General features: G+C 43.9%; 36 protein-coding genes and 1 pseudogene. 36 read left to right on the forward strand and 1 reads right to left on the reverse strand.

Going from position 1 to position 23,339, the window contains the following annotated elements; translation table 11 throughout:
- Positions 1–12: 12 nt before the first annotated feature.
- The 31 genes from rplD (at position 13) to prfA (ending at position 18,039) form a co-directional block, all read left to right on the forward strand.
- Positions 13–645 (forward strand): 50S ribosomal protein L4, encoded by a 633-nt coding sequence (gene rplD, locus H6H03_RS08090; protein WP_190954634.1) that lies wholly within the window; start codon positions 13–15, stop codon positions 643–645.
- Positions 638–952: a 50S ribosomal protein L23 gene (locus tag H6H03_RS08095; RefSeq protein ID WP_190954635.1), complete on the forward strand. Its 315-nt coding sequence runs from the start codon at positions 638–640 to the stop codon at positions 950–952. Before rplD ends, H6H03_RS08095 begins: the two co-directional genes overlap by 8 nt.
- Positions 953–1,126: 174 nt before the next feature.
- Complete coding sequence (gene rplB / locus H6H03_RS08100) at positions 1,127–1,990, forward strand: 50S ribosomal protein L2 (RefSeq protein ID WP_190954636.1); 864 nt, start codon at positions 1,127–1,129, stop codon at positions 1,988–1,990.
- 163 nt (positions 1,991–2,153) lie between these two features.
- Entirely contained in the window at positions 2,154–2,432 is a 279-nt protein-coding gene (gene rpsS / locus H6H03_RS08105) for a 30S ribosomal protein S19 (protein WP_190954637.1), read from the forward strand.
- A gap of 162 nt (positions 2,433–2,594) precedes the next feature.
- Positions 2,595–2,951: a 50S ribosomal protein L22 gene (gene rplV, locus H6H03_RS08110; RefSeq protein WP_190954638.1), complete on the forward strand. Its 357-nt coding sequence runs from the start codon at positions 2,595–2,597 to the stop codon at positions 2,949–2,951.
- Positions 2,952–2,984: 33 nt separating this feature from the next.
- Complete coding sequence (rpsC, locus tag H6H03_RS08115; protein ID WP_190954639.1) at positions 2,985–3,770, forward strand: 30S ribosomal protein S3; 786 nt, start codon at positions 2,985–2,987, stop codon at positions 3,768–3,770.
- 93 nt (positions 3,771–3,863) lie between these two features.
- Positions 3,864–4,289, forward strand: a complete 426-nt coding sequence (gene rplP, locus H6H03_RS08120) for a 50S ribosomal protein L16 (protein ID WP_190954640.1) — start codon at positions 3,864–3,866, stop codon at positions 4,287–4,289.
- 3 nt (positions 4,290–4,292) lie between these two features.
- Positions 4,293–4,523, forward strand: coding sequence for a 50S ribosomal protein L29 (gene rpmC, locus H6H03_RS08125; RefSeq protein ID WP_190954641.1), 231 nt, complete (start codon positions 4,293–4,295; stop codon positions 4,521–4,523).
- 6 nt (positions 4,524–4,529) lie between these two features.
- Positions 4,530–4,778, forward strand: coding sequence for a 30S ribosomal protein S17 (rpsQ, locus tag H6H03_RS08130; RefSeq protein ID WP_190954642.1), 249 nt, complete (start codon positions 4,530–4,532; stop codon positions 4,776–4,778).
- A gap of 47 nt (positions 4,779–4,825) precedes the next feature.
- Entirely contained in the window at positions 4,826–5,194 is a 369-nt protein-coding gene (gene rplN, locus H6H03_RS08135) for a 50S ribosomal protein L14 (protein WP_073641953.1), read from the forward strand.
- Positions 5,194–5,547: a 50S ribosomal protein L24 gene (rplX, locus tag H6H03_RS08140; protein WP_190954643.1), complete on the forward strand. Its 354-nt coding sequence runs from the start codon at positions 5,194–5,196 to the stop codon at positions 5,545–5,547. Before rplN ends, rplX begins: the two co-directional genes overlap by 1 nt.
- A 113-nt stretch (positions 5,548–5,660) precedes the next feature.
- Positions 5,661–6,209 (forward strand): 50S ribosomal protein L5, encoded by a 549-nt coding sequence (gene rplE / locus H6H03_RS08145; RefSeq protein WP_190954644.1) that lies wholly within the window; start codon positions 5,661–5,663, stop codon positions 6,207–6,209.
- Positions 6,210–6,229: 20 nt separating this feature from the next.
- Complete coding sequence (gene rpsH, locus H6H03_RS08150) at positions 6,230–6,631, forward strand: 30S ribosomal protein S8 (protein ID WP_190954645.1); 402 nt, start codon at positions 6,230–6,232, stop codon at positions 6,629–6,631.
- Positions 6,632–6,731: 100 nt separating this feature from the next.
- Positions 6,732–7,280 carry a 50S ribosomal protein L6 gene (gene rplF / locus H6H03_RS08155; protein WP_096536967.1) on the forward strand — a complete coding sequence of 183 codons (549 nt, stop codon included), beginning with the start codon at positions 6,732–6,734 and terminating at the stop codon, positions 7,278–7,280.
- 2 nt (positions 7,281–7,282) lie between these two features.
- A complete protein-coding gene (rplR, locus tag H6H03_RS08160; RefSeq protein WP_190954646.1) occupies positions 7,283–7,645 on the forward strand; it encodes a 50S ribosomal protein L18 in 363 nt (120 codons plus the stop codon).
- A 107-nt stretch (positions 7,646–7,752) separates the two neighbouring features.
- Positions 7,753–8,280 (forward strand): 30S ribosomal protein S5, encoded by a 528-nt coding sequence (gene rpsE, locus H6H03_RS08165; RefSeq protein WP_190954647.1) that lies wholly within the window; start codon positions 7,753–7,755, stop codon positions 8,278–8,280.
- A gap of 101 nt (positions 8,281–8,381) precedes the next feature.
- A complete protein-coding gene (gene rplO, locus H6H03_RS08170; protein WP_190954648.1) occupies positions 8,382–8,825 on the forward strand; it encodes a 50S ribosomal protein L15 in 444 nt (147 codons plus the stop codon).
- A 74-nt stretch (positions 8,826–8,899) separates the two neighbouring features.
- Positions 8,900–10,210 carry a preprotein translocase subunit SecY gene (secY, locus tag H6H03_RS08175; protein ID WP_190954649.1) on the forward strand — a complete coding sequence of 437 codons (1,311 nt, stop codon included), beginning with the start codon at positions 8,900–8,902 and terminating at the stop codon, positions 10,208–10,210.
- Positions 10,211–10,212: 2 nt separating this feature from the next.
- Positions 10,213–10,764: an adenylate kinase gene (locus H6H03_RS08180; protein WP_190954650.1), complete on the forward strand. Its 552-nt coding sequence runs from the start codon at positions 10,213–10,215 to the stop codon at positions 10,762–10,764.
- A 186-nt stretch (positions 10,765–10,950) separates the two neighbouring features.
- Positions 10,951–11,175 carry a translation initiation factor IF-1 gene (infA, locus tag H6H03_RS08185; RefSeq protein ID WP_006276978.1) on the forward strand — a complete coding sequence of 75 codons (225 nt, stop codon included), beginning with the start codon at positions 10,951–10,953 and terminating at the stop codon, positions 11,173–11,175.
- 36 nt (positions 11,176–11,211) lie between these two features.
- The gene (gene infA, locus H6H03_RS08190; RefSeq protein WP_190954651.1) at positions 11,212–11,475 is read left to right on the forward strand and encodes a translation initiation factor IF-1; all 264 of its coding nucleotides are present in this window, start codon (positions 11,212–11,214) and stop codon (positions 11,473–11,475) included.
- Positions 11,476–11,592: 117 nt separating this feature from the next.
- Complete coding sequence (gene rpmJ / locus H6H03_RS08195) at positions 11,593–11,706, forward strand: 50S ribosomal protein L36 (protein ID WP_015129703.1); 114 nt, start codon at positions 11,593–11,595, stop codon at positions 11,704–11,706.
- Positions 11,707–11,823: 117 nt separating this feature from the next.
- Entirely contained in the window at positions 11,824–12,204 is a 381-nt protein-coding gene (rpsM, locus tag H6H03_RS08200) for a 30S ribosomal protein S13 (protein ID WP_190954652.1), read from the forward strand.
- Positions 12,205–12,262: 58 nt separating this feature from the next.
- Positions 12,263–12,658 (forward strand): 30S ribosomal protein S11, encoded by a 396-nt coding sequence (rpsK, locus tag H6H03_RS08205; protein WP_096558115.1) that lies wholly within the window; start codon positions 12,263–12,265, stop codon positions 12,656–12,658.
- A gap of 447 nt (positions 12,659–13,105) precedes the next feature.
- On the forward strand, positions 13,106–14,053 hold the full coding sequence (locus H6H03_RS08210; protein WP_096536960.1) for a DNA-directed RNA polymerase subunit alpha: 948 nt from the start codon (positions 13,106–13,108) through the stop codon (positions 14,051–14,053).
- A 136-nt stretch (positions 14,054–14,189) separates the two neighbouring features.
- A complete protein-coding gene (gene rplQ, locus H6H03_RS08215; RefSeq protein ID WP_190954653.1) occupies positions 14,190–14,540 on the forward strand; it encodes a 50S ribosomal protein L17 in 351 nt (116 codons plus the stop codon).
- Between the two features lie 154 nt (positions 14,541–14,694).
- Positions 14,695–15,522 carry a tRNA pseudouridine(38-40) synthase TruA gene (gene truA / locus H6H03_RS08220; protein WP_190954654.1) on the forward strand — a complete coding sequence of 276 codons (828 nt, stop codon included), beginning with the start codon at positions 14,695–14,697 and terminating at the stop codon, positions 15,520–15,522.
- Positions 15,523–15,593: 71 nt separating this feature from the next.
- A complete protein-coding gene (gene rplM / locus H6H03_RS08225; protein WP_190954784.1) occupies positions 15,594–16,049 on the forward strand; it encodes a 50S ribosomal protein L13 in 456 nt (151 codons plus the stop codon).
- Complete coding sequence (rpsI, locus tag H6H03_RS08230) at positions 16,049–16,465, forward strand: 30S ribosomal protein S9 (protein WP_096536956.1); 417 nt, start codon at positions 16,049–16,051, stop codon at positions 16,463–16,465. Before rplM ends, rpsI begins: the two co-directional genes overlap by 1 nt.
- Before the next feature lie 131 nt (positions 16,466–16,596).
- Positions 16,597–16,836, forward strand: coding sequence for a 50S ribosomal protein L31 (gene rpmE, locus H6H03_RS08235; protein ID WP_073641968.1), 240 nt, complete (start codon positions 16,597–16,599; stop codon positions 16,834–16,836).
- Positions 16,837–16,941: 105 nt separating this feature from the next.
- Entirely contained in the window at positions 16,942–18,039 is a 1,098-nt protein-coding gene (prfA, locus tag H6H03_RS08240) for a peptide chain release factor 1 (protein WP_190954655.1), read from the forward strand.
- Between the two features lie 6 nt (positions 18,040–18,045).
- On the opposite strand, the gene H6H03_RS08245 is transcribed toward prfA, so the two are convergent.
- A complete protein-coding gene (locus tag H6H03_RS08245; RefSeq protein WP_190954656.1) occupies positions 18,046–18,495 on the reverse strand; it encodes a hypothetical protein in 450 nt (149 codons plus the stop codon).
- A 191-nt stretch (positions 18,496–18,686) separates the two neighbouring features.
- Between H6H03_RS08245 and H6H03_RS08250 the strand changes: the two genes are divergently transcribed.
- The 5 genes and pseudogenes from H6H03_RS08250 (at position 18,687) to H6H03_RS08270 (ending at position 23,020) form a co-directional block, all read left to right on the forward strand.
- Positions 18,687–19,049 carry a helix-turn-helix domain-containing protein gene (locus tag H6H03_RS08250; RefSeq protein ID WP_190954657.1) on the forward strand — a complete coding sequence of 121 codons (363 nt, stop codon included), beginning with the start codon at positions 18,687–18,689 and terminating at the stop codon, positions 19,047–19,049.
- A 130-nt stretch (positions 19,050–19,179) separates the two neighbouring features.
- Entirely contained in the window at positions 19,180–19,638 is a 459-nt protein-coding gene (locus H6H03_RS08255) for a DUF29 domain-containing protein (RefSeq protein ID WP_199338882.1), read from the forward strand.
- Between the two features lie 204 nt (positions 19,639–19,842).
- Entirely contained in the window at positions 19,843–20,340 is a 498-nt protein-coding gene (locus H6H03_RS08260) for a hypothetical protein (RefSeq protein ID WP_190954659.1), read from the forward strand.
- Between the two features lie 35 nt (positions 20,341–20,375).
- Positions 20,376–21,173, forward strand: a pseudogene (locus H6H03_RS08265) (Rpn family recombination-promoting nuclease/putative transposase).
- A 152-nt stretch (positions 21,174–21,325) separates the two neighbouring features.
- Complete coding sequence (locus H6H03_RS08270) at positions 21,326–23,020, forward strand: ABC-F family ATP-binding cassette domain-containing protein (protein ID WP_190954660.1); 1,695 nt, start codon at positions 21,326–21,328, stop codon at positions 23,018–23,020.
- The last annotated feature ends 319 nt before the right edge of the window (positions 23,021–23,339 follow it).

Genomic DNA, 23,339 nt, shown 5'->3' on the forward strand with positions numbered 1-23,339 from the left:
TAAGGACTAAAAATGGTTGAAAGTGTAGTTAAAAATTGGCAAGGAGAAGAAGTCGGCCAGACGAGCTTTGAGTTGCGAGTTGCCAAAGAGGAAACGGCGTCTCATATTGTACACCGCGCTCTAGTACGGCAATTGAACAACGCTCGTCAAGGAACTGCCAGTACAAAGACTCGTTCAGAAGTTAGAGGCGGCGGACGCAAGCCTTGGCGGCAAAAAGGCACCGGTCGCGCTCGTGCTGGATCGATTCGTTCGCCATTATGGCGTGGTGGTGGTGTAATTTTTGGGCCCAAACCCAGAGATTTCAACCTGAAAATGAACCGCAAAGAACGGCGCTTAGCACTGCGAACAGCATTCGTCGACCGTATTGGCGATTTGATTGTGGTGGAAGAATTTAGCGAACAGCTATCGCGGCCAAAAACCAAAGATTTGGTAGCAGCATTGGCTCGTTGGGGAGCAGAACCAGAAAATAAGACATTATTAATATTGTCTGAATTTCCAGAAAACGTTTATTTGTCAGCCCGCAACATCGAAAACTTAAAGGTAATTGCAGCTGACCAGTTAAATGTTTACGATTTACTGCACGCTGACAAGATTGTGCTTACAACATCAGCCCTAGAAAAAATTCAGGAGGTCTACAGTGCCTAGCTTTGACCCCCGCGACCTAGCTGACTTAGTGCGTCGCCCAATTGTTACGGAGAAAGCGACGATCCTAATGGAGCAGAATAAATACACCTTTGAAGTAACTCCAAAAGCATCTAAGCCAGAAATCAAGGCGGCGATCGAAGACTTATTTCAAGTTAAGGTTGTAAAAGTCAATACCGCAGTGCCACCACGTAAAAAACGCCGTGTTGGGAAATTTGTTGGTTTTAAGCCCCTGTATAAGCGAGCCATTGTTACCGTTGCTCCAGGGGATGTAGAGAAGATTAGACAAGTTTTATTCCCTGATGTCTAGGAATTTTAGATTTTAGATTGAGGAGTTTACTGAAAAATTACCATCAATGGTTGTAATTAGTTAAACACTCATTAAATCGAAAATCCAAAATTCAGTAAATCCGTCTTGGAAAGTTCCGCTCGGCAAAAGCCGCGGCTGACATTTTCCGCAAAATCTCAAAATCCAAAATAGATTATGGGTACTCGTTCCTATCGCCCTTATACCCCCAGTACTCGGCAAGTTACAATTTCTGACTTTTCAGAAATCACCAAAACTGAGCCAGAGAAATCTCTAACTAAATCCGTACACCGTCCTAAAGGTCGGAATAATCAAGGGCGGATAACCAGTCGTCGCCGGGGTGGCGGACACAAACGGCTTTACCGGATTATTGATTTTAAAAGGGATAAGCGTAATATTCCCGCACAAGTTGTAGCGATCGAATACGATCCTAACCGCAATGCCCGGATTGCGCTGTTGCATTACGAAGATGGCGAAAAACGCTATATTATCCAACCTAATGGCTTGAAAGTCGGGACAACAATTATTGCTGGCCCCGAAGCTCCTTTTGAAGACGGTAATGCCTTACCACTATCGAATATTCCCTTGGGTACTAGCGTTCATAACGTAGAACTGACCCCTGGTAAAGGTGGTCAAATTGTACGTGCGGCTGGTGCTAGCGCACAAGTAGTGGCAAAAGAAGGTAATTACGTAACTCTTAAGCTGCCTTCAGGAGAAGTCCGGTTGATTCGGCGTGAATGCTACGCCACCATTGGGCAAGTAGGCAACACCGACGCGAGAAACCTGAGTGCAGGTAAAGCAGGACGAAATCGTTGGAAAGGTCGTCGTCCTAAGGTCAGAGGTAGCGTGATGAACCCAGTAGATCACCCACATGGTGGTGGTGAAGGTAGAGCGCCTATCGGTAGATCCGGCCCTGTAACACCTTGGGGTAAACCAACTTTGGGTGCCAAGACACGCAATCCCAAGAAACTCAGCAGCAAATACATTGTGCGTCGCCGCCGTAAGTCTTCTAAACGCGGTCGCGGCGGTCGTGAGTCATAGAATTTTAGATTTGAGATTTTGGATTTTAGATTGGGTGTAGTAAATTAAAAATTCTTCTAGACCAATTAGATATCTAATCATCCAAAATCCAAAATCCAAGTTGCGCTGGAAGCGCACCAAAGGTGCGACCAAAATCCTTTCATCCAAAATCCAAAATTGAACTATGGGTCGTTCTCTAAAAAAAGGTCCTTTCGTTGCGGATCATCTGCTTAAAAAAATTGAAAAGCTCAACGACACTAACAAAAAAGAAGTTATTAAAACTTGGTCACGAGCTTCGACAATTTTGCCTCTAATGGTTGGTCATACCATAGCTGTTCATAACGGACGCCAACACGTTCCAGTTTTTGTAAATGAACAAATGGTAGGGCACAAGTTGGGTGAATTCGCCCCAACACGTACCTACAGGGGTCATGGGAAAAGTGACAAGAAATCAGGTAGGTAGTCATTAGTCATTAGTCATCGGTCATTGGTCATTGGTCATTAGTTCTCGATAAAGAACAAAGGACAAAGACAAATGACAAAGCGCAAAGTCTGAGCTAAGGCTTCCTTAGATCAGAACTTTGTAAGAGAGGGCAGAAGACAAATGGCAAAAATGGAGAAAATTATGGCTACTGATACTACTGAAGTGAAAGCGATCGCCCGTTTTATACGCATTTCTCCCTTGAAAGTGCGTCGCGTACTCGATCAAATCCGGGGGCGCTCGTATAGAGAAGCGTTAATTATTCTGGAATTCATGCCCTATCGCGCTACTGAACCTATATTGAAGGTTCTCAGAAGCGCTGCTGCTAATGCCGAACACAATGCTGGTTTAGATCGGACTCAACTAATAATTACCCAGGCTTATGCCGACCAAGGGCCTGTCCTGAAACGATTCCAGCCAAGGGCGCAAGGTCGAGCTTACCAAATCCGCAAGCCGACGTGTCATATTACTGTCGCCGTTGGAGCAGCTCCAGAAAAATAACGATCTTAGTCAGAAATTTTAGAGGAAGCATTCGTGGGACAGAAAATTCATCCAGTCGGTTTTCGCCTGGGTATTACACAAGAACATCAATCCCGTTGGTTTGCAGTTCCGGAACGTTATCCAGAACTTTTACAAGAAGACCATAAACTCCGTACATACATAGAACAAAAGCTCGGTAGACTCGCTCAAAACAACGCCGGAATTTCCGAAGTACGGATTGAGCGCAAAGCCGACCAAATCGACCTAGAAGTACGCACAGCTCGACCAGGGGTAGTAGTAGGTCGCGGCGGGCAAGGCATAGAATCCTTGCGTACTGGACTCCAAGGACTATTGGGTAGTAATCGCCAAATTCGCATTAACGTAGTTGAAGTGCAACGAGTTGATGCTGATGCCTACCTGATTGCTGAATACATTGCTCAACAATTAGAACGCCGTGTTTCTTTCCGTCGGGTAGTGCGACAAGCGATTCAGCGTGCCCAACGTGCTGGTGTCCAAGGTATTAAAATCCAAGTCAGCGGCCGCCTCAACGGTGCTGAAATTGCTCGGACAGAGTGGACTCGTGAAGGTAGAGTCCCTCTACATACCTTACGAGCTGACATTGACTACTCTTATTGCACTGCAAAAACTATTTACGGCATTTTGGGCATCAAAGTATGGGTGTTTAAGGGAGAAATTATCCCTGGACAGGAAGAAACTGCACCACCACCCGCCGCTCGCGATCGCGAGCGGGGCGATCGGGGCGATCGCGATCGCGAACCCCGTCGTCGTCAACAACAACGCCGTCGTCAACAATTTGAAGATCGTTCAAATGAAGGATAAATGGGAATGGGGCATGAAGCATGAGGCATTAAGAATTGACAATGCCCAATGCCCAATGCCCAATGCCCAATGCCCAGTACCCAGTACCTAATCATGTTAAGTCCTAGAAGAACTAAATTCCGCAAACAACAGCGCGGACGGATGGAGGGACTAGCCACCCGTGGTAGTACCCTCAACTTCGGTGATTTTGCACTCCAAGCTCAAGAACCTGCTTGGATTACCTCTCGGCAAATAGAAGCTTCTCGGCGGGCAATGACTCGTTATATTCGCCGGGGTGGACAAATCTGGATTCGGATTTTCCCTGATAAGCCTGTAACCATGCGTCCTGCGGAAACCCGGATGGGTTCCGGTAAGGGTTCGCCAGAGTTTTGGGTAGCTGTAGTCAAGCCAGGGCGGATTATGTTTGAAATCGCTGGCGTTTCTGAAGAAATCGCCCGTGAAGCCATGCGCTTGGCTGCATATAAGCTGCCAATAAAAACCAAATTTATTGTGCGCTCTCAACCACAGGAGCAGGAGTAGGTCATGCCTCTTCCCAAAATTACAGAAGCAAGAGAATTAAGCGACGATAAACTTTCTGAAGAAATTCTTGCTGTTAAAAGACAACTATTTCAGTTGCGCTTGCAAAAAGCAACAAGACAGCTAGACAAGCCCCACCAGTTCCGACATGCTAAGCACCGCCTAGCGCAATTGCTGACGGTCGAGGGAGAACGCAAACGGGCAGCAAATCAAACGCCGCAAGCACAAGAAGAGTAGGAGATTATGGCAGTCAAAGAGCGAGTTGGCTTGGTAGTGAGCGACAAAATGCAAAAAACGGTGGTAGTCGCCGTAGAAAACCGCGCTCCTCATCCCAAGTACGGCAAGATTGTAGTCAACACCCAGCGCTATAAAGTTCACGACGAAGAAAATCAGTGTAAAGTGGGCGATCGCGTCCGGATTCAGGAAACAAGACCCCTGAGTAAAACTAAGCGCTGGAAAATCACAGAAATCCTGAACGTCAAACCTGCTTAAACCTCATAGTTGTTAGAAAACTAACAACATTACAAGGGAGTAAAATCGTGATTCAACCCCAGACTTATTTAAATGTCGCTGATAATAGCGGTGCCCGAAAACTAATGTGCATCCGCGTATTGGGTGGAGGTAACCGCCGTTATGGTTTTATTGGCGATAAGATTATTGCTGTTGTCAAAGACGCTACACCCAATATGGCTGTCAAGAAGTCTGATGTTGTGGAAGCAGTAATTGTCCGTACTCGCAAAGCCGTAAATCGTGATAGCGGTATGAGTATTCGCTTTGACGATAACGCCGCTGTAATTATTAACAAAGACGGTAATCCCAGAGGCACACGGGTTTTCGGGCCAGTTGCTAGGGAACTCCGCGATAAAAACTTTACCAAAATTGTTTCTCTGGCTCCGGAGGTGCTGTAATGGCAACCAAACAGGGTACGCCCAAAGTATTCCACAAAATGCACGTCAAAACTGGCGACACCGTACAAGTAATTGCTGGTAAAGACAAAGGAAAAGTTGGTGAAATTATCCAAGCACTTCCCCAACTGAGTAAAGTTGTCGTCAAAGGTGTCAATATTAAAACAAAGCACGTCAAACCCCAGCAAGAAGGTGAATCAGGGCGGATTGTCACCCAAGAATTCCCGATTCATAGCTCCAACGTCATGCTTTATTCCACCAAGCAAAACGTTGCCAGTCGTGTTTGTTACACCTTTACGCCAGAAGGCAAAAAAGTCAGAAAGCTCAAGAAAACTGGTGAAATTCTTGATAAATAACAAGAATTAGCCGACTTGAAATTTTAGATTTTAAATTTAATCCCAAATCCAAAATCTAAAATCCCAAATAAAAGGTTCCCTGACCAAGCCCAGGGATATCAGGACAAAAAACTATGGCGACAACAAGACTCAAAACTTTATATCACGAGACAATCGTCCCAAAACTCACGCAGCAGTTTCAATTTACCAACGTTCATCAAGTACCGAAGCTGGTAAAAATTACTATTAACCGTGGTTTGGGCGAAGCGGCTCAAAACGCGAAGGCGCTAGAAGCATCTATTAACGAAATTGCGACGATTACTGGTCAAAAACCAGTAGTGACGCGGGCGAAAAAAGCGATCGCTGGCTTTAAAATTCGTCAAGGAATGCCTGTGGGTATTATGGTGACCCTCAGAGGCGAGAGAATGTATGCCTTTCTCGACCGACTCGTTAGCCTTTCACTACCTAGAATTAGAGATTTTCGCGGCGTCAGCCCTAAAAGCTTTGACGGGCGGGGAAACTATACCCTGGGTGTTAGAGAACAGCTAATTTTTCCAGAGGTCGAGTACGATAGCATCGATCAAGTCCGTGGTTTGGATATTTCCATCATCACCACAGCGAAAAACGACGAAGAGGGTCGCGCCTTACTCAAAGAATTAGGAATGCCCTTTCGCGATCAATAAGTTCATCTATAGAGGGAACGATGGCGGCTAACGACACAATTGCAGATATGCTGACGCGCATCCGCAATGCCAACCTGGCGCGGCATCAAACTACACAAGTGCCAGCTACAAAAATGACCCGTAGTATTGCCAAAGTACTGCGGGAGGAAGGTTTTATTGGTGAATTTGAAGAAGCAGGGGATGAGGTAAAACGCAATCTGGTGATTTCCTTGAAATACAAAGGTAAGAATCGTCAGCCTCTGATCACCGCCCTCAAGCGAGTCAGTAAACCTGGTTTGCGTGTTTACTCCAACAAAAAAGAATTACCAAGAGTATTAGGTGGCATTGGCATCGCCATTATTTCTACATCCAGTGGCATTATGACTGACCGTGAAGCCCGGCGTCAGAATTTGGGTGGCGAAGTACTTTGCTACGTTTGGTAATCAAGAAAAGTGAAGAGTTAGAAATGAGGAGTGAAAAGTTAGTCATAAAAACTCATAACTCATAACTCATAGCTCATAACTCCATAAAGGACAAAAAGTCATGTCTCGTATTGGTAAACGTCCAATTACTATTCCCGCCAAAGTACAAGTGGCGATCGATGGTACCAAGGTTGTGGTGAAAGGGCCCAAAGGAGAACTTTCTCGCAATTTACCTGCTAACGTTATAGTTTCCCAAGAGGGAGAAGTATTACAAGTAACTCGTCGAGATGATACTCGGACTTCAAGGCAATTGCATGGCTTGAGCCGTACCTTAGTTGCCAACATGGTTGAGGGAGTTTCCCAAGGTTTTCAACGCCGTTTGGAAATTCAAGGGGTTGGTTACCGGGCACAAGTTCAAGGACGTAACCTAGTTTTGAATATGGGTTACAGCCATCAGGTACAAATTGAACCCCCAGAAGGAGTTCAGTTTGCAGTAGAAGGAACCACTAACGTCATCGTCAGCGGCTACGACAAAGAAATTGTCGGCAACACAGCAGCTAAAATTCGTGCCGTTCGCGCACCAGAACCTTACAAAGGCAAAGGTATTCGCTATGCCGGTGAAGTGGTAAGACGTAAAGCTGGTAAGACTGGTAAGAGTGGTAAGAAGTAAAAATGAAACTTACTCGTAGAGAATCAAAACAGCGTCGCCATCGACGCGTTCGTGGGAGAGTTATTGGCTCCCCAGAACGGCCCCGTTTAGCAGTATTTCGTTCTAATGAGCATATTTATGCCCAAGTGATTGATGATACACAGCATCACACCATAGTGGCAGCATCAACTGTAGAACCAGAGTTGAAATCGAGTTTAGCCTCAGGCGCTAACCGCGATGCATCGGTGCAAGTTGGTAAGTTGATTGCAGCGCGATCGCTAGAAAAAGGGATCGTCAAAGTAGTCTTCGATCGCGGTGGCAACCTATATCACGGTCGTGTCAAAGCCCTAGCTGACGCAGCCCGCGAAGCCGGTTTAGATTTCTAAAGTCATTGGTCATTAGTCATTGGTCATTTAGTCATTGGACAAATGACAAAGGACAAATGACAACTGACTTTTGACAACTGACAAATGACACTAAGAGAACATTGATTATGGCAACAGAGCGTAAAGGTAGAACCAAGCGTGCCAAAAAAGAAGAAACCACTTGGCAAGAGCGGGTAATTCAGATTCGACGGGTGAGTAAGGTCGTCAAAGGCGGTAAAAAACTTAGCTTCCGTGCGATCGTTGTCGTTGGTAACGAACGCGGTCAAGTTGGTGTCGGAGTAGGCAAAGCCTCAGATGTAATTGGAGCAGTGAAAAAAGGTGTAGCCGATGGTAAAAAACACCTAATTGATATTCCCATCACCAAATCCAACTCCATACCTCACCCCATTGATGGCATCGGTGGTGGCGCAAAAGTAATTATGCGTCCAGCCGCACCTGGTACTGGTGTAATTGCTGGTGGTGCTGTGCGTACAGTATTGGAATTGGCAGGAGTTCGCAACGTCCTAGCTAAGCAACTTGGCTCGAACAATCCACTCAACAATGCTAGAGCCGCAGTCAACGCTTTGTCTACACTGCGTACTCTTTCTGAAGTTGCTGAAGATCGCGGTATTCCTATTGAAAATCTCTACATCTAATTTAGTCATGAGTTATTAGTCATTGGTCATTAGTGAATAACAAACGGCAAATGACAAACGACAAATGGCATCAGACCAACGACAAATGACATTTTTAGCTTATGAGACTCAACGATGTTAAGCCACAAAAAGGCTCAAAAAAACGCCGCCGCCGCGTAGGTAGGGGTATTGCTGCTGGGCAAGGTGCTAGTGCTGGTCTAGGTATGCGGGGTCAAAAATCTCGTTCTGGTAGTGGCACCAGACCAGGTTTTGAAGGTGGTCAACAGCCATTGTACCGCCGCTTACCCAAACTCAAGGGCTTTCCGATTGTGAATCGGAAGAATTACACTACGATTAATGTAGAGAAGCTAGCCTCACTTCCCGCTAATACAGAAGTAACTTTGACCTCCTTGAAAGCAGCAGGTATTATCACTGGTGCTAAAGGCCCATTGAAAATTTTGGGTAACGGGGAATTGAGCGTTCCGCTCAAGGTACAAGCGGCAGCTTTCACAGGTACAGCTCGGAGCAAAATTGAGGCAGCTGGTGGGAGTTGTGAAGTCTTATGAGTGAGCCGGAATAGGGCACTTAGATGCAAGCCAACTCGCAGCCAGCGCCTGGTTCACAATAAAGGTAGCACTCTATGATCAGTCGAGACAAAGCCCCAACGGCTCAAGAAACTTTTATGCAGATGGCACAAGCAGCCGGGCTCAGAGGTAGGCTGCTTGTCACTGTCGGTATTCTAATTTTGGTTCGCTTAGGCATCTTCTTGCCTGTGCCAGGGATTGATAGAGATCGGTTTGCCGCAGCCATCTCAGGAAATAACGCGATATTTGGTTTGTTGGATATCTTTTCTGGGCGAGGACTTTCGACCTTGGGAGTCTTTGCTTTAGGGATTTTGCCCTTCATCAATGCGTCCATTATCATCCAATTGCTCACAGCTGCAATTCCATCTTTGGAAAATTTACAGAAAAATGAAGGTGAAGCGGGTCGGCGAAGAATATCCCAAATTACCCGCTATGTATCCTTGGGGTGGGCAATTATTCAAAGTACAGCTTTTTCGGCATTATTCTTGCAGCAGTTTGCTTTAAACCCAGGACCACTGTTTGTAGCTGAAACCGCGATCTCCCTCACTGCTGGTTCTATGTTCGTGATGTGGGCATCAGAACTGATTACAGAACGGGGAATTGGAAATGGTGCATCATTGTTGATTTTTGTCAACATTGTCGCATCATTACCAAAAGCTTTAGGCGATACCATCGATTTGGTGCAAGTCGGCGGTCGGGAAACAGTAGGTCGCGTGATCGTGTTAATCTTAGTGTTCCTGGCAACAATTGTTGGTATTGTGGTTGTGCAAGAAGGAATGCGTCGCATCCCAATTATTTCAGCTCGTCGTCAAGTAGGTCGGCGAGTTTTGGCAGAACAACGCAGCTATCTGCCCCTACGCCTAAATCAAGGCGGCGTAATGCCAATTATTTTTGCTGCTGCCATCCTCAGTTTGCCACTGCTGATCGCCAATTTTACTAAAAATGCTGAATTGGCGAATATAGTTAACACTTATTTGAGTCCAAGCGGTTCTAGTTCTTGGGTCTATGCATTGGTATACATGGTTTCCATCGTTTTCTTCAGCTACTTCTATTCTTCATTGATTCTCAACCCAGTAGATGTAGCCCAGAACTTGAAGAAAATGGGTTCTAGTATTCCTGGAATTAGACCCGGTAAGGCAACTAGCGAGTATATCGAACGCGTTTCTAACCGACTCACTTTTTTGGGTGCGATCTTTTTAGGCTTTGTTGCTATTATTCCCACCGCAGTGGAAAGCGCTTTGAATGTAAAAACTTTCCAGGGAATAGGTGCCACGTCTTTGTTAATTTTGGTTGGTGTGGCTATTGAGACAGCCAAACAAGTCCAAACTTATGTCATCTCTCAGCGCTATGAAGGAATGGTGAAATAATAGTGACGCGACTAATCTTCTTGGGACCGCCTGGAGCTGGTAAAGGAACACAAGCTAAAACATTAGCTGACCATCGGCATGTTCCCCATGTTTCTACGGGTGACATATTGCGCGAAGCATTGTCCAAGCAAACCCGTTTGGGCTTAAAAGCTCAAAGTTATATGGATAAAGGGGAACTAGTCCCAGACATTTTAGTACAGGAAATGGTCCAAGAACGGCTGAGTCAGTTAGATGCCAAGCATGGTTGGATTCTCGATGGTTTTCCTAGGACTGTCAAGCAAGCAGTTTTTCTTGAGGAATTACTCGAACAATTAGACCAGTCTGGTGAAAGAGTAGTTAGTCTGGAAGTCCCAGATGATGTAGTAGTAGGGCGTTTACTTGCACGAGGACGAAAAGATGATAGCGAAGAAGTAATTCGTCGTCGTTTAGAAGTTTACCGTGCTGAAACTGCACCTTTGATTGATTACTACCGCGATCGCCAAAAACTTGTAACAGTCAATGGCAACCAGTCCCAAGAAGAAGTCACTGATGAACTCCAAAAGATAATTGCTTGAAAAGCACAAGGGAGTAGAGAGTAGATAATTGACCACTCCCCACTCCCAAATCCCATCGAATCAAGAAGTTGAACAATTTTAGCTAAAATATATTAAGAAAGTGTTGATATATTTCTCAAAGTGTGTTGTCTTGCGGATGAAGTGCTGCAAACGAACATGAGATTATTGAGTTGAGGAAAAAACAAATTGTCTAAGCAAGATTTGATTGAAATGGAAGGCACGGTTACAGAGTCTTTGCCCAATGCGATGTTTCGCGTTGACTTGGATAATGGCTTTAACGTGTTGGCACACATTTCCGGCAAGATTCGCCGTAACTATATTAAGATTTTGCCTGGCGATCGGGTCAAGGTAGAGCTAACTCCTTACGACTTGACTAAGGGCAGAATCACCTATCGCTTACGTAAGAAGTAAATCCAACTAAAATTTTCATCGGAGGTAAGTAAATCATTGACTCAGCCACAAGCTATTCAAATGGAAGGAAGTGTTACAGAGGTATTACCTCGTGACAGCTTTCTACTTGAACGAGACGATGGCTCAATCGTAAATGCTCAGAAGTTCCGAGTTGAATTAGACAATGGGGATTCGGTCTTGGCATATCTTACTGTGAAGCGCCACTATAGCAAAATTTTAACTGGCGATCGGGTCAAGGTAGAGCTAACTCCTTACGACTTGACTAAAGGCAGAATCACCTACCGACTGAGAAAGAAGTAGATATATGTAGAGAATTTTACCATAAAACCATCATTTTGACTGTTTCCTAGTCAACTTAGCTGAATAATTCCCCAAGAAATGTTATAATCTAATATTTGGAGTCAAAGTAAAAAAGGCATGAAAGTTAGAGCCTCAGTCAAGAAAATCTGTGAAAAGTGTAACGTGATCAAACGCCGTGGTCGCGTTATGGTGATTTGCGTTAACCCTAAACACAAGCAACGTCAAGGATAAAGCTCTGAATCAACAGAGGATGTTGCAAAACGCATAATCTTTATTAAAACGAAAAGACGGCATTAATCACGTTTTTTTAAGTACTAGTAATTGCGAGAACAATAGGGAGAGTTGATTGTGGCACGTATTGCCGGAGTAGACCTTCCACGCGATAAGCGCGTCGAGATTGGTCTGACTTACATTTACGGGATAGGGTTATCGCGATCGCAGGAAATTCTAAAGACTACAGGTGTAAATCCAGACACCCGTGTTAAAGAGTTAAGTGACAGCGATGTAGCGAAACTACGAGCAGAAATAGAAACCAACTATGAAGTTGAAGGAGACTTGCGCCGCTGGGAGTCAATGAACATCAAGCGCTTAGTTGACATTGGCACCTACAGAGGGCGTCGTCATCGCATGGGCTTACCGGTCAGAGGGCAAAGAACCCGCACCAACGCTAGAACCCGTCGAGGTAGAAGGCAGACAGTGGCTGGTAAGAAGAAGGCGCCAGGGAAATAAATAATTTGACAACGCTTCCTAAACAGAGCAAGTTTTACCTTAAATCAACTAAACAAGTATGGCGAGACAACCAACTAAAAAAACTGGGAGCAAAAAGCAGAAACGGAACGTCCCCAATGGGATGGCGTATATCCAGTCTACTTTCAACAATAGCATTGTCACCATTACCGATCAAAATGGAGATGTTATCTCCTGGGCTAGTGCTGGTTCTAGCGGCTTTAAGGGAGCAAAAAAGGGAACTCCCTTTGCAGCGCAAACCGCAGCTGAAAGTGCAGCCCGTCGAGCTATCGATCAAGGTATGCGCCAAATTGAGGTAATGGTCAGTGGCCCAGGAGCAGGTAGAGAAACCGCTATCCGCGCACTTCAAGGAGCAGGACTGGAAATTACACTGATTCGGGATATTACCCCAATTCCTCACAATGGTTGCCGTCCACCGAAACGCCGTCGAGTTTAATCATCAAAACTGGGCATTGAGGACGAGAAGTTGCAGCCAAAGTCAAATGAAGTAACTTGCGATGACCCCTTAGAGGTCTATTGTTGAAACTACATTGAATTAAGGCTAAAACTTTGGACGGTTTGGGCGACTAGAAGGGTGTCAGACTATTCCACATGGAAAGCTGTGAAACTTCGGTCAACCCAAAATATTATTAATCAATTTTGGATTTGAGATTTGCGATTTTAGATTAATCCCTAACAAAGCTTGGGGCTTTGTGCATTTGAAGTTGATAATAGCGTAGCTAACCCATCGAGAATCTTTGAGATTTGTTCCGCCCAGAAGACTGGATAAATTAACCGAAAAAGCATAATCAAAAATCAAAAATCGAAAATCGAAAATTGACACTAAATTCGGGAGGCAATAGATTTGTCTGCTAGCAGCACCTTAAAAAAGGGAGGCTAATCCGTGGCGCAGTTTCAAATTGAATGTGTAGAGTCTAATACTGAAGAAAGCCGCAACCATTACAGTAAATTTGTTTTGGAACCTCTAGAGCGCGGTCAAGGAACAACGGTTGGCAACGCGCTGCGCCGGGTTTTACTGTCTAATCTAGAGGGTACGGCAGTTACAGCAGTCCGGATTGCAGGCGTATCACATGAGTTTGCTACTGTCCCTGGCGTGCGGGAAGATGTACTGGAAATCCTCATGAGAATGAAGGAAGTTATCCTGAAAAACTATTCCTCGCAACCCCAAATTGGTAGGTTACTCGTTAACGGGCCAGCAACAATTACTGCGGCGCATTTTGATTTACCCAGTGAAGTAGAAGTCATCGATCCGACACAGTATGTAGCCACCATTGCCGAGGGTGGAAAACTGGAAATGGAATTTCGGATCGAGAGAGGTAAAGGTTATCGCACTGTAGAACGAGGACGAGAGGAAGCTACATCGTTGGACTTTCTTCAAATCGACTCAGTGTTTATGCCAGTGCGAAAAGTCAATTATAGTGTGGAAGAAGCTCGTGGGGATGGCTCAATTACCAAAGACCGACTATTGTTGGAAGTTTGGACAAATGGCAGCATTTCCCCCCAAGAAGCACTATCCTCCGCTGCTGGAATCTTGGTAGATTTATTCAACCCTTTGAAAGACATTTCCCTAGAGCCAACAGATACAGGTTCGGAAATTTCAGAAGACCCAACTGCTCAGATTCCAATCGAAGAGTTGCAACTTTCTGTACGGGCATATAACTGTCTCAAACGGGCACAAGTGAATTCTGTCGCTGACTTGTTGGATTATACCCAAGAAGACCTCTTAGAAATTAAAAACTTTGGTCAAAAATCAGCAGAAGAGGTCGTAGAAGCTTTACAGCGTCGCTTGGGCATTACTTTGCCCCAAGAAAGAGGCTCTAAACACCCTTAAGTATATCGAGTCCGGTTGATTGCTTATCATTTAGACAGACGCGGGGACGCGAAGACGCAAACACGCAAAGAGTTTTTTGATAAGTGATTAAGTGGACATGATATGAAAATTGTTTGTAGTTCATAAGTGCTTAATTATGCGTCACCGTTGTCGCGTCAAACAACTTAGTAAACCAGCAGACCAGCGCCGCGCTTTATTGCGATCGCTTACCACCGAACTGATCCGTCATGGTAAAATCACCACCACTTTAGTTCGCGCTAAAGTTGTACGGAGTGAAGTAGATAAAATGATTACCCTAGCCAAAAACGGCTCCTTGGCTGCACGTCGGGAAGCCCTTGGCTACATCTTCGACAAAGCTTTAGTTCATGCTTTGTTTGAACAAGCTCCCAATCGGTATGCTAATCGCCAAGGCGGTTATACCCGTATCATCCATACCGTACCCCGTCGGGGTGATAAGGCCGAGATGGCAATACTGGAATTGGTTTAAGTCATTAGTCATTAGTCCTTAGCAAAAGACAAACGACAAATGACAAAGCGCAAAGTCGAGCCACTGCTACCTCAGCGCCCTGCGTCGGAAAGCAAGTGGCGTTGAGCGCCAGCTTCCGGCGAACGGAACTTTGTAACAGAGAACAAAAATCTGTATGTTAGAAAGCCACCAGCCTAGACAAACTCAGCGAGTAGCCTTGGTAATTCAATACCTGGGCACTCATTTTCATGGCTGGCAACGGCAAAAGAACCAGCGTACAGTCCAAGAAGAGATCGAAAAAGCGATCGCTACTATTCTCGGACATCATGTGACATTACACGGCGCCGGACGAACCGATGCTGGAGTCCATGCTGCTGCTCAAGTCGCTCATTTTGAAGCAACAGGTTTAATTCCCGCTCACAAGTGGGCAACAATCCTCAACAGCTATGTGCCATCAGATATATTAATCAGGGCTTCAGCTGGTGTAGATGGCCGATGGCACGCTCGGTTTAGTGCAGCCTATCGGCGATATCGCTACACAATATACACTGAAGATCGACTTAACTTGTTCGTGAAACCCTTCAGTTGGCATTATTATTATGCACCCCTCGATGAATCATTAATCCAAGCTGCCCTCAAACCTCTGTTGGGAAAGCATCACTTAGCTGCTTTTCATCGTGCGGGATCAAAGCGTTCGCATTCATGGGTAGAGGTACAAGCAGCAGAGTGTCGTCGCAGTGGGCCATTTATCCATATTGAAATACAGGCAGATGGATTTTTGTATGGCATGGTACGGCTGTTGGTAGGAATGTTGGTACAAGTAGGATCTGGAGAACGTACACTTTCCAACTTCACCGAACTGTGGAAAGAAGAACGTCGCCAAGAAGTCAAACATGCCGCACCATCTCAAGGTTTGTGTTTGTTGCGAGTCGGCTATCCAGATTTTCCCTTTCCAAAAGAGATTTGGTACGATACCCTGCCAAAGTTAGTCATTGGTCATTAGTACAGACGCGATTAACCCTTGTTTGTACAATTGACAAATTACAAAGGACAAAGGACAAATCACAAATGACAATAGTTAAAACATACCTTCCCCCTCAAGCATCCCTTGAGCGTGAGTGGTACGTAGTAGATGCTACCGATAAACGCCTTGGACGGCTCGCCAGTGAAATCGCTCAAGTCCTCAGAGGCAAAAACAAACCCGAATTTACACCCCACCTAGATACAGGTGACTTCGTAATCGTTGTTAATGCCGAGAAAGTAGCAGTCACAGGTAAAAAGCGCACTCAAAAAGTGTACCGTCGCCATTCTGGTCGTCCCGGCGGCATGAAAACGGAAACCTTTGTGAAACTACAACAGCGCCTGCCAGAGCGGATTATAGAACACGCTGTCAAAGGTATGCTACCCAAAAATAGCCTGGGTAAGCAGTTATTCACCAAGCTGAAAGTTTACGCCGGGCCTACGCATCCTCATGAAGCTCAAAAGCCCAAAGAACTAAAAATTAATACAATTCCTGGAGAACAAAGTTAATGGTAGCAGTAGATACCAATAGCGGCCGTGCTGTTTACTGGGGTACTGGTCGTCGGAAGTCAGCAGTAGCAAGAGTACGCCTCGTTCCAGGTACTGGAAAACTGACTGTCAATGGTAAAGATGGAGACTTGTATTTCCAATTTAATGCCAATTACTTGGGAGTCATCAAAGCACCGTTGGAAACTTTGGGGCTAGAAAACGAATACGACATTTTGGTAAAAGCAGAAGGTGGCGGCTTGACTGGACAGGCTGATTCTGTTCGCTTGGGAGTTGCTCGTGCTTTGTGCCAACTAGACCCAGATAACCGCCCACCTTTGAAAACCGAAGGTTATCTCACTCGCGATCCCAGGGCAAAGGAACGGAAAAAATATGGTTTACACAAAGCCCGGAAAGCTCCTCAGTACTCTAAGCGTTAGGATATTAGGCATGGGGTATGGGGCATGGGGCATTGGTTATTATCCCTCACTCCCTCATGTCCCCAGTCCCGACTCCTTAACCTGATTCCAACCGAAAAGTTATAATTCTTATAGATTCACCACAAAAAACAATGGCTAAATCTGATATTCACCCCAAGTGGTATCCAGACGCGAAAGTCTACTGTAACGGTCAAGTTGTGATGACCGTTGGCTCTACTAAGCCAGAATTACACGTAGATGTTTGGTCTGGAAATCACCCATTTTACACTGGTACTCAGAAGATTATTGACACTGAGGGTCGAGTTGAGCGGTTCCTCCGCAAATACGGTATGTCCAGCGAACAAAGCACCGGCACCAAAAAGAAAAAGTAGCGGGTTGGCTCTGCTGTTAACGACGACCCTGCATTTTTCGGGGTCGATTGTCATTTATATGCTCGAGCCAATTTGTTATTTTTTTAAGGAGCGATCGCACTCGTCATGGCTGAAACATACTTACTGGAAAAACTCAAATCCGTTGAACAAACCTTTAATGAATTAACTCGTCGTCTTGGCGACCCCGATACCGCTAGCAACCCTGATGAGTATCAACAAATTGCTAAGTCTCGTTCTTCTTTGGAAGAGGTAGTTAATACCTATGAAACTTGGAAAACAGCCCAAGAAGACTTGATCGGAGCGCGTCAGGTTTACAAAGAATCTGCAAGCGATCCAGAGTTGCAAGAAATGGCAGCACTGGAAGTAGATGAACTTGAGGAAAAAATAAAATATTTAGAGAGTCGCTTGAAAGTCTTACTGCTACCACGCGACCCCAATGATGAAAAGAATATCATGTTGGAAATTCGCGCTGGTACAGGTGGCGATGAAGCCAGTATTTGGGCTGGCGATTTGATGCGGATGTACACTCGCTACGCCCAAACTCAAGGTTGGAAAGTTTCTCTGGTGAGTGAATCTCTCGGAGAAATGGGCGGTTGGAAAGAAGTCATTCTGGAAATTAAAGGTGACGACGTTTACAGTCAGCTAAAGTTTGAAGCTGGAGTGCATCGCGTACAGCGGGTGCCGCTTACAGAAGCAGGTGGACGGGTTCACACTTCCACTGCGACGGTGGCGATTATGCCAGAGGTGGATGATGTGGAAATCCACATTGATCCGAAGGATATTGAAATGACGACGGCTCGTTCTGGCGGTGCTGGTGGACAAAACGTCAACAAGGTGGAAACAGCCGTTGACTTGATGCACAAACCAACGGGTATTCGGATTTTCTGTACCGAAGAACGCAGCCAGTTGCAAAACAAAGAACGGGCGATGCAAATTCTCCGGGCGAAGTTGTATGAAATGAAGTTACGCGAACAACAAGAAGCTGTAACTTCCATGCGGCGATCGCAAGTTGGAACAGGATCGCGATCGGAAAAAATTCGCACTTACAATTATAAAGACAACCGCGTTACCGACCACCGTTTAGGTCAAAACTATTCTCTTAATCCCGTCTTGGAAGGCGATTTGGAGACTATTATCCAATCTTGCATCTCCCAAGACCAACAGGAACGTCTAGCTGAATTAGCAACTGCTAGCGCTAATTAATTTTTATTAGTAAAAATTTTGAGAAACCGCTTGTTGTAATGTTTCTTTTAACACATACAAGCGGTTTTCTAATGCAGCGCGGAGTACATCTTCAATTTCACTGGGATAGCTATAATAAGCAAGTTCGTATTTCATAACGTAATTTACCTTTGCCCATTCCTTCAGTGTTTGGCAAGTATAAATTAAAGATTCTACTTCTTGTTGCCAACGCCCAAAAATTCGGTAGCTGAAAAAACTACTACAGATGTTACCTGCCGTATCCCAGTAAGAGATACACACCTGATGCTTTAAACAGTGGATTTTCTTGATTTGCTTAATCTGATAGCCTTTGGTTTTGAGAGCTTGTTTTGCTTCACGGTTTGAAATTTGCCACTGCTCTGGTTTAATTTTATTAGAGGCGATGAAATTTCGACCTTTACGGCGATATTTTTTTATTTGGCGTGGCTTGGAAAACATGATGCACCTTTTGTGTGATTGGCAACAATGCCAAATAACGTAGCAGCGTCTATAGTCTATAATTAAAATGAACATTGCTTAATTACAATGTTTATTTAAAGTATCATTAACAACTAAACTTGTCAATATAAAATCAAAATTTTAAACTTTCTCACTAAACTAATAAATGCAGTTGACTAGCTACACAAGCAGTGAACATCGAAAGCAGAGAAAAACTGATTGAAATCATCAAACTAGCTCGCGGTTCCATGAGCCAGCGAGCTTTTGGCAAGCTTTTGGGAGTTTCTGCTACTGCTGTTCAGTTGTGGGAAAAGGGTGTGAATGTGCCAGATACTGAATATTTGGCAAAAATCGCAGCGAGAGCGGGTTACACACTTCAAGAGTTACTTAGTTGCTTGGATGGCAAGCCAATACAAGAAACCTCAGATTTAAGTTTGATTCTCAGACAAATACAGCACATGCCTCTTAGCCAAGTGGCTCAAATCGTTCAGGCTGCTGCGGATAGGTTTGCTGCTGTAGCTGAAGCGTCAGGCGACGAAGCAAAAGCCAGTTGAATATTAAAATAATTCGTAATTCGTAATTCGTAATTCGTAATTCGTAATTAAGTGTTTTAAGGACGATTTAAGGCAAAATCCGATCGAACTAGCTTGTGGTTTCTTGCTGTCAAGATTCATTTATATGGATATGGACAAACCTTGTTTGTATGACGAAGACTTTTATGGGTGGACACAGCAGCAGGCTAAAGCGTTAGAGCAGAGGCTAGTTATGGAACTAGACTGGCCACACCTGCAAGAGGAAATTCAAGCTTTGGGGAGACAGGAGTATCGGGAACTCGTGAGTCGTCTGAGTGTATTACTCGGTCATCTCTTGAAGTGGGAATATCAACCAGAACAAAGGTCTCGCAGTTGGTTTTTAACAATTCGAGAACAGCGTCGTGCTATCCATAGGCATTTGCGACAGAACCTTAGCTTAAAGTATCGAATAGAAGAAGCCTTGTTAGATGGCTTTGAAGCAGGAGTCGATTTGGCGCTACGAGAAACTAACCTACCATTACGAACTTTTCCAGAGTATTGCCCCTATTTATTTGATGATGCGATCGCAGAGAATTTTCTGTGCGATACTCGTCAAGACTGGGAAGGATAATTACTACCATTTTTTCTAATTAATTTATAACATGCAAATTGCCAAAATACTTAAGGCGATCGCATTGGAAAAGATATAATCCAGAACTAGATCCCTGACTTATCGAAGAAGTCGGGGATTTGTATTTAAGCCTAAATATAACTACTGGCGACTCCGTATAAATAGTTTTAAAATGGGGAGCATCAAATTTCGGCAGGTGCAGCTATGTCGTTACGCAATGAACCTTTAGATTGGCAAGTCGAAAGTAATAATTTTTACGTACCTATTTATCACAAAGGTGATTTAGTTGGTTTTTTCAAACAAGAGTATGCTAGTGAAGTTATTAAATTCCTAAACGAAGAAGAAGTTTTAAAGAAAGCCCTAAAAATGGCTTGTACTGATTTAATTAAAAAAATAGGCGGTGATACAAGTAAAGTCAATTATTTAATGGAAAAATATGTAAAAACTAGCGAACGTCCCAAATATGGAACTAGAGCGATCGCTCTTTTACTTTACGAACGTCAAAAGGAACTTGACCTCAGTAATCAAGAATTTGCTAAATTCTGCGATACTTTTAAACTATCCCCTACTGAACTCAATAATATTTATGCTGGAGAAGCATTTGATGATAGTTTATTAGCACCGCTTTCACGGATATTAGGAATAGCAAAAGAACGCTTACTAGAAGTACGAGATGGTTCAGAGAAAGAAAGTAACGTATGAGCAGTAAATCGTAAGTTCATAAATTGTAAAAAATCATGAAGACAGACAGTATTTTTTACCGTCTATTTCAAGAATTTCCTAGTATCTTTTTTGAACTGATTGGTAATCTACCTGAAGAAGCTAGCCTTTACCAATTTTCATCAATTGAAATTAAACAAACAGCCTTCAGAATCGATAGTGTATTTTTCCCCAGAGAAGAAAATGACTACCAGATTTATTTTGTTGAAGTACAGTTTCAGCCTGATGCAGAAATTTATTCACGACTATTTGCCGAAATATCTTTATAGCTCCGTCAAAACAAACCACAAAATAATTGGAGTGCTGTGATTTTGTACCCCAATAGAAGTATAGATATAGGAGATATTAAACATTATCGTGACTTTTTCGTCAGTCAGCGAGTTAGACGAATTTATTTAGATGAATTAGGTGAAACTGCATCGCTTCCTATTGGCATTGCAACTGTTAAATTAGTAATTGCAGCCGAAGATATAGCAATCCGAGAAGCAAGGGAGTTAATAGACACAACCAAGTCCGGAATCAACTCACCACTAAAACAGCAGCAATTATTACAATTTATAAAAACTATTGTGGCTTACAAGTTTCCGACAATGAGTAGGGAGGATATGGAAAAAATGTTTGGGTTAAGCGAGTTAAAACAAACCAGATTTTATCAGGAAGCCTTTCAAGAAGGTATTGAACAAGGTATTCAACAAGGTAAACTGCAAACAGTACGACCCATGTTGGCAGCAGGTCTGACTGTAGAGTACATAGCACAAGTGTTAGATTTAAGTGTTGAAGAAGTCAGACAATTAACACAAAGTCAGTCTGAATGAGGGTGTGGTAATTTTAAGGCCTCACTCTAGGCAAATTTGATTTCGAGTTGCAGAACTTTCCAGCGAGGAATTTATAGTTAATTTTTGTTAATATTGGAAGCGGTGTTACCACTTCGTCCTCAATCACCCATTCCCTACCTGAGAGAAACTTAATGCTGCGACTTGAACATATTAGTAAAATTTATCCTACAGGCGAAGTTCTCAAAGATATCAACTGGGAAGTTAAACCAGGCGATCGCATTGGCTTAGTCGGTGTCAACGGTGCTGGAAAATCTACCCAACTCAAAATTATCACTGGGGAAATGGAACCTAGCTCAGGGGAAATCATTCGTCCTGCCAGCTTACACATAGCTTACCTCAACCAAGAGTTTGAAGTAGATCCCACCCGCACCGTTAGAGAAGAATTTTGGACAGTTTTCAAAGAAGCAAACCAAGTACAGTTATCTCTAACCCAAGTACAACGTGACATGGAAGCAGCTGAGCCAGATGATCTAGATCGGTTAATCAACAAATTGGATCGTTTGCAGCGGCAATTTGAAGCTTTAGATGGTTATGGATTAGACGCACGCATTGGGAAAATCTTACCAGAAATGGGATTTGGAGTAGAAGATGGCGATCGCCTTGTCAGCGCTTTTAGTGGCGGCTGGCAAATGCGGATGAGTTTGGGTAAAATCCTGCTGCAAAAACCCGACTTATTATTGCTGGACGAACCAACTAACCATCTCGATTTAGAAACCATTGAGTGGCTGGAAAATTACCTCAAGGGGCTAATTACCCCGATGGTTATAGTCTCCCATGACCGCGAATTTCTTGACCGTCTGTGCACCCAAATAGTGGAAACCGAACGCGGTGTTTCTAGTACTTACCTCGGCAATTATTCTGCATATTTACAACAGAAAGCCGAAAATCAATCAGCACAACTGAGTGCTTACGAACGCCAGCAAAAAGAGTTAGAAAAACAACAAGTTTTTGTTGATAGATTTCGCGCCAGTGCTACCCGCAGTACCCAGGCAAAAAGCCGGGAAAAGCAACTGGAAAAAATTGAGCGTATCGAAGCACCTGTAGCTGGAGTAAGAACTCTACACTTCCGTTTTCCTCCTGCACCACGCAGTGGACGCGAAGTGGTAAACATTAAAGATTTTACTCATATCTATGATGATAAAATTTTGTTTTTGGGGGCAAATCTTTTAATTGAAAGAGGCGATCGTATTGCTTTTCTCGGCCCCAACGGTGCTGGCAAATCTACACTTCTGCGCCTAATTATGGGTATGGAACCACCAACAGAAGGGACTGTAGAATTAGGCGAGCATAATGTTATTCCTGGTTATTTTGAACAAAATCAAGCTGAAGCTTTAGACTTGAAGAAAACTGTCATGGAAACAATCCATGATGAAGTTCCCGATTGGAAAAATGAAGAAGTCCGTACACTCTTAGGACGGTTTTTATTTACTGGCGACACAGTATTCAAGGCAGTTGGGGCATTAAGTGGGGGAGAAAAAGCTCGCTTGGCATTGGCAAAAATGCTTTTACGTCCCGCAAACTTATTAATCTTGGATGAGCCGACAAATCACCTAGACATTCCAGCTAAAGAAATGCTGGAAGAAGCCCTCCAAAATTATGATGGTACGGCGATTGTTGTATCACACGATCGCTACTTTATCTCTCAGGTAGCCAACAAAATTGTCGAAATTCGCGATGGTGAATTCCGCGTTTATTTAGGAGATTATCATTACTATCTCCAGAAAATTGCCGAAGAAAAAGAACAAGCGAAGTTAGCTGCAATAGAAGCTGAGAAAGCTGCTAAAAAGGCTGCCAAAGCTGCCAAAGCTGCCACTAAACGAAAATGAAAAACTGGAAAATTGCTTAATAGTAAAGTTCAACAGTTATCATTTGTCACTTATTTGTCTTGGTTAAGAGCCACTTTGTTCAACAGTTATCTGTTACTAATTACTAGTGTTACTGATAACTGTTGACTTGATTGATAACCATACAGCGAATAACTGTTAACTTGCTTCATTGTTACTAAAGCTAAGACGCCTTGATGTTGCATTTGTTTATCCAGATTGTCATTCGTTATTAGTGACTTTCAAATGGCAAAGGACAACCTCACAAGTTAATGTGTAACAAAAATGGATGAAAGCTTACTCAATAATTACTCATTATTCA

The organism is Nostoc paludosum FACHB-159, from assembly GCF_014698835.1.
Lineage (GTDB): Bacteria > Cyanobacteriota > Cyanobacteriia > Cyanobacteriales > Nostocaceae > Nostoc > Nostoc paludosum.